This is a genomic window from Pseudoflavonifractor sp. MSJ-37 (assembly GCF_018917965.1).
Lineage (GTDB): Bacteria > Bacillota > Clostridia > Oscillospirales > Oscillospiraceae > Pseudoflavonifractor_A.
The window spans coordinates 1-5,707 of the sequence record NZ_JAHLPP010000011.1; the positions used below are offsets into that span (position 1 = coordinate 1).

At 61.5% G+C, this 5,707-nt stretch carries 2 protein-coding genes and 1 pseudogene; all 3 read left to right on the top strand.

Features of this window, described 5'->3' with window-relative positions; translation table 11 throughout:
• Positions 1-123: pseudogene (locus tag KQI12_RS12595) on the top strand (electron transfer flavoprotein subunit alpha/FixB family protein); the annotation flags it as partial.
• A 211-nt stretch (positions 124-334) separates the two neighbouring features.
• Positions 335-3,889: a pyruvate:ferredoxin (flavodoxin) oxidoreductase gene (gene nifJ / locus KQI12_RS12255; RefSeq protein WP_216573754.1), complete on the top strand. Its 3,555-nt coding sequence runs from the start codon at positions 335-337 to the stop codon at positions 3,887-3,889.
• A gap of 212 nt (positions 3,890-4,101) precedes the next feature.
• Positions 4,102-4,878: an enoyl-CoA hydratase-related protein gene (locus tag KQI12_RS12260; RefSeq protein WP_216573756.1), complete on the top strand. Its 777-nt coding sequence runs from the start codon at positions 4,102-4,104 to the stop codon at positions 4,876-4,878.
• Positions 4,879-5,707 lie beyond the last annotated feature (829 nt).

The following is a 5,707-nucleotide window of genomic DNA, read 5'->3' on the forward strand; positions in this document are numbered from 1 at the left end:
GCCGTGAACAAGAACGAGTCCGCCCCCATCTTCGAGGTGGCCTCCTACGGCATCGCGGGCGACCTGTTCAAGGTCACCCCCATGCTCATCGACTCCATCAAGGCCATCAAGGCTGGCAAGTAAGCGTTTTCCCCTTTTGCAGTCATGTGAGAACGAGCCCCGCCGGACCATCCAAGCCCGCGGGCTCTTCTCACGTCCCTGACAAAGCCGGGACTTCCCCATCGAACGAGAAAAGAGACATCAGACGTCCGGGCCTCCGGAACGTTTCGATACCCCACAGACCCCTTTTGCAGGGCCTTTGGAACTACTGTTTGTAGTACAAGGAGGATAAATTATGCCCAACCAGAAGAAAAATTACGTCGTGATGGACGGCAATACTGCCGCGGCTCACGTGGCGTATGCCTTTACCGAGGTCGCCGCCATCTACCCCATCACCCCGTCCTCTCCCATGGCCGAGAAGGTGGATGAGTGGTCCGCCAAGGGCCGCAAGAACCTGTTCGGCTCCAACGTCGACGTGATCCAGATGCAGTCCGAGGCCGGCGCCGCCGGTACCTGCCACGGCTCCCTGCAGGCTGGCGCTCTGACCACCACCTTCACCTCTTCCCAGGGCCTGATGCTGATGATCCCCGCCATGTATGCCATGGGCGGCCAGTTCCTCCCCAGCGTCATGCACATCGCCTCCCGCGTGGTCACTTCCAACCACCACTCCATCTTCGGCGATCACACCGACTTCATGACCTGCCGTATGACCGGCTATGGCATGCTGATGTCCTCCTCCCCTCAGGAGGCCATGGATCTGGGCGCGGTCGCCCATCTGTCCGCCATCAGCGCCAAGTATGCCTTCATGCACTGCTTCGACGGCTTCCGCACCTCTCACGAGATGCAGCGCATCGAGGCCCTGGACTATGAGGATCTGCGTCCCCTGGTGGATCAGGAGGCTCTGAAGGAGTTCCGCCGCAACGCGCTGAACCCCGAGCATCCCACCAACCGCGGCAACAACGTCAACCCCGACGTGTACTTCCAGTGCAAGGAGGGCGCCAACGTCAAGGCCGCTGTCGTCCCCGCCACGGTCCAGCATTACATGGACGAGATCAACAAGATCACCGGTCGTGACTACAAGCTGTTCAACTACTATGGCGCTCCCGACGCGGAGGAAGTCATCGTCGTCATGTGCTCCGCCTCCGAGGCCGTGAAGGAGACCGTCGACTACCTGAACGCGCAGGGCCGCAAGGTGGGCCTGGTGCAGATCCATCTGTACCGTCCCTTCTCCGTCCAGCACTTCTCCGACGCGATCCCCGCCACCGTCAAGAAGATCGCTGTCCTGGACCGCAACAAGGAGACCGGCTCCGTGGGCGAGCCCGTGTATCTGGACGTCGTGACCGCCCTGAACCAGGCCGGCCGTACCGACATCAAGGTCGTGGGCGGCCGTTACGGCCTGTCCTCCAAGGACACCACTCCCGGCCAGTTCATCGCTGTCTATGACAACCTGAAGAAGGACGAGCCCAAGAACAACTTCACCATCGGCATCAACGACGATGTGACCCACACCTCCCTGGACTACAAGGAAGTGGAGCTCAACCATCCCGGCGAGGTCTCCTGCAAGCTGTGGGGCCTGGGCGGCGACGGCACCGTCGGCGCCAACAAGAACGCCATCTCCACCATCGGCCTGGTGGCCAACAAGTACGCGCAGGCCTACTTCTCCTATGACTCCATGAAGACCGGCGGCCTGACCCAGAGCCACCTGCGCTTCGGCGACGAGCCCATCCGCTCCACCTACTGCGTCGGCTCCGCCAACTTCGTGGCCGTCCACGCTCCCACCTATGTCAACAAGTATGACACCACCGAGGACCTGAAGGAGGGCGGCACCTTCCTGCTGAACTGCCCCTGGTCCGTGGAGGAGCTGGAGACCCGTCTGCCCGGCAAGATGAAGCGCGATCTGGCCAACAAGCACGCCAACTTCTACATCATCGACGCCGCCAAGTGCGCCGTCCAGGTGGGCCTGCCCGCGAACCGCACCAACAGCATCCTGCAGGCCGCCTTCTTCGCCCTGACCAAGGTCATCCCCCTGGATATGGCCGTGGAGGACATGAAGAAGAACAACTACAACTCCTACTTCAAGAAGGCTGGTCAGGCCATCGTCGACAAGAACAATGCCGCCGTGGATCTGGGCATCAACGCCGCCGTGAAGGTGGAGATCCCCGCCAGCTGGGCCAATGCCGCCGACACCCCCGTGGCCGAGCCCAAGAACGCCACTCCCTTCGTCAAGGACATCGTCCTGCCCATGGACAAGCAGAAGGGCGACAAGCTGCCCGTCTCCGTGTTCCAGAAGCACGGTGTGCTGGACGGCACCTGGGAGAACGGCACTTCCGTCTACTCCAAGCGCGGCGTGGCCATCAAGGTCCCCAAGTGGAACCCTGAGTCCTGCATCCAGTGCAACGCCTGTGCCATGTGCTGCCCCCATGCCGCCATCCGTCCCGTCCTGCTGAGCGACGCGGAGAAGGCCGAGGTGCCCGCTTCCTTCGTCACCGTGCCCGCCAAGGGCCTGGGCAAGGACGCCCCCGCCTACTCCTTCCGTATGCAGGTCAGCCCCTATGACTGCCTGGGCTGCGGCGTGTGTCTGACCGCCTGCCCCGCCAACAAGAGCGACAAGATGGCCGACGCGCTCGTCATGACTCCGTTCGAGGAGATGAAGGACGAGCAGCCTCTGTTCGACGACGTGGCCATGAACGACAAGTACCTGAAGAAGGACATCATCAGCGACAAGGACGTGAAGCACATCCAGTTCGCCAAGCCCTACTTCCAGTTCTCCTCCGCCTGCGCGGGCTGTGCTGAGACCACCTACATCAAGCTGGTCAGCCAGCTGGTGGGCGACCGGATGTACATCGGCAACGCGGCCGGCTGTTCCTCCGCCATCAGCGGCGGCGCGCCCATCCTGCCCTACTGCAAGGACTGCCACGGCAACGGCCCCGCTTGGGAGCACTCCCTGTTCGAGGACAACGCCGAGTTCGCCTACGGCTTCTTCCACGCGCAGGACGCCATCCGCAAGGAGCTGCTGATCCACCTGGCCAACCTGAAGAACAACGGTGTGGCCGTGGACGTCATCAGCGACTACGAGGCCAACTGGCAGGACAGCTCCAAGTCCCGCGCCGTGTCTGACGCCGTGATCGCCGCTCTGGAGAGCGCCGACAAGAACGCCGACACCGAGTACGTCCTGGACAACAAGGAGTACCTGACCAAGAAGTCCGTGTGGGCCATCGGCGGCGACGGCTGGGCCTACGACATCGGCTTCGGCGGCATCGACCACGTCATGGCTCAGAACCGCGACGTGAACCTGCTGGTCCTGGATACCGAGGTGTACTCCAACACCGGCGGACAGTCCTCCAAGTCCACCCCCACCTCCGCGACCGCGAAGTTCGCCGCCGGCGGCAAGCAGGTGGCCAAGAAGGATCTGGGCGCCATCCTGATGCAGTACGGCTACGTCTATGTGGCCCAGGTGGCCATGGGCGCCGATCAGGCCCAGACCCTGCGCGCTCTGCGTGAGGCCGAGTCCTATCCCGGTCCTTCCATCGTGATCTGCTACTGCCCCTGCCTGGAGCAGCATATCAAGGCCGGCATGGGCTGCTCTCAGCAGGAGATGAAGAAGGCTGTGGAGTGCGGCTACTGGCACCTGTACCGCTACGATCCCCGCCGCGTCGCCGAGGGCAAGAACCCCTTCCAGCTCGACTCCAAGGAGCCCGACACCAGCAAGGTCATGGACTTCCTGATGGGCGAGAACCGCTTCGCCTCCCTGAAGAACAACTTCCCCGAGAAGGCCGCCGCCCTCTACGAGAAGGAAGTCTCCGACGTCAAGGCCCGCTACGCCAAGTACGTCAAGATGGCTCAGGACTGAGCGAACTTTTCCGATTGATCTTCATCGGTCTGACCTTCAGCCAGATCGGTGAAAAATGAAACGGAGCGCCGTCCGTCCGGGCGGCGCTCCGTCATTTTTTTGCGCGAAAAGGCTTGTTGACAGGCCCTTCCTGATGATATAATAAACACCGAAGCGGGAAGTTCCGCACATCAGGAAAAAATCTCTATCTGAATTCTTAGGAGGTCCTTCTTATGTATCAGACGATCCATTATGAGAAGCAGGACAATATCGGCATCATCACCATCGACCGGCCCGAGGCCCTGAACGCCCTCAACTCCACCGTGGTGGGCGAGCTGGAGCAGGTCATCGACAGCGTGGAGAAGGACAGCTCCCTGGGCGCCCTGATCATCACCGGCGCGGGCCGCTCCTTCGTGGCCGGCGCCGACATCGGCGAGCAGAGCACCATGGATCTGGCCACCGGCCGCAAGTGGGGCCAGAACGGCAGCGCCCTGTTCCGCCGCATCGAGAAGCTGGAGATCCCCACCATCGCCGCGGTGAACGGCTTCGCTCTGGGCGGCGGCTGTGAGCTGGCCATGTGCTTCGACATCATCCTGGCCAGCGAGAAGGCCAAGTTCGGCCAGCCCGAGGTGGGCCTGGGCATCACTCCCGGCTTCTCCGGCACCCAGCGCCTGCCCCGCCGCGTGGGCATCGCCAAGGCCAAGGAGCTGATCTTCTCCGGCAAGATGATCAAGGCCGACGAGGCCGAGAAGATCGGTCTGGTCAACGCGGTCTACGCCCCCGAGGCCCTGATGGACGGCGCCCTGGAGATGGCCCGCTCCTTCACCAAGAACGCCCCCATCGCCGTCAAGTACGCCAAGGCCTGCATCGACCGCGGTATGCAGATGGACATCGACGACGGCATCGCCGTGGAGAACGAGCTGTTCGCCATGTGCTTCGCCACCGAGGACCAGAAGGAGGGCATGAAGGCCTTCCTGGAGAAGCGTCCCGCCGTGTTCCAGAACAAGTAAGGACCGATCGGTCCATAAATAGGCCGCCCCGGCGCTGGATGTCCAGTACCGGGGCGGTCTGTCCTCGTCCGGGACGGCTTGACAGCGTTCCGGCCAGTGGTTATAATAAAGATAGAAAGAGCGCCGCCGCAGATCGGATGGTCAGCCCCTTCTATACAGTCTTATCGTATTTCTACGTTGACCGCTTGGGTGGCAGCCCAGCGGTCAACACGCTTTTGGGGAGATGCAGATCATCACCGCGAGGATGACGATGACTGACACCACAACGCGCAGGACTTTCGCCCAGCGTCTGTTTCCCATCCGCCTCACCCCCTTTCTACAAAGGGAGTGGCTGACCGCCGATCTAAAGCGCGGCGACGCTCGGCCTCCGGCCTTTTGGGCCGGAGGCTGTTTTTATCCTACCATATCCGACCAAAAATGACAAGGCCCGCCCCCCTACGCCCTTTGGCGCGAAGGGGGTTTTTTTTCGTTTTTTTCTGCCCGGCGGGAACTTTTTCTCTGGAAGCGCCGTCTAACTGTTCTCGACACACGCGGGGGTGTCAGCCCTTTTTTACAGCTTTGTTACAGTTCGCCCGGACCCATTGACGGGCGGAGAAAAATGTTTTAAGATATCTCCAGAGGCAAGGGGAGTCGTACCATCGTTCGACCACACATTTTCTCCGGGAAAAGTGCGGGAAAACAGGGGAAAACGCCGCTTTCTCAAATCAAATAAGGAGGAATCCTCAATGAGCAACCTCAAGAAGGTTCTCAGCGTCGGTCTGGCGTCTACCATGGTCCTTGGTATGATGACCACCGCCGGTGCTGCGAGCTACGAGAAGTTCACTGACAA

Coding starts and splice junctions, on each gene's coding strand:
- nifJ (WP_216573754.1), top strand. CDS start 335: ATGCCCAACCAGAAGAAAAATTACGTCGTGATGGACGGCAATACTGCC.
- KQI12_RS12260 (WP_216573756.1), top strand. CDS start 4,102: ATGTATCAGACGATCCATTATGAGAAGCAGGACAATATCGGCATCATC.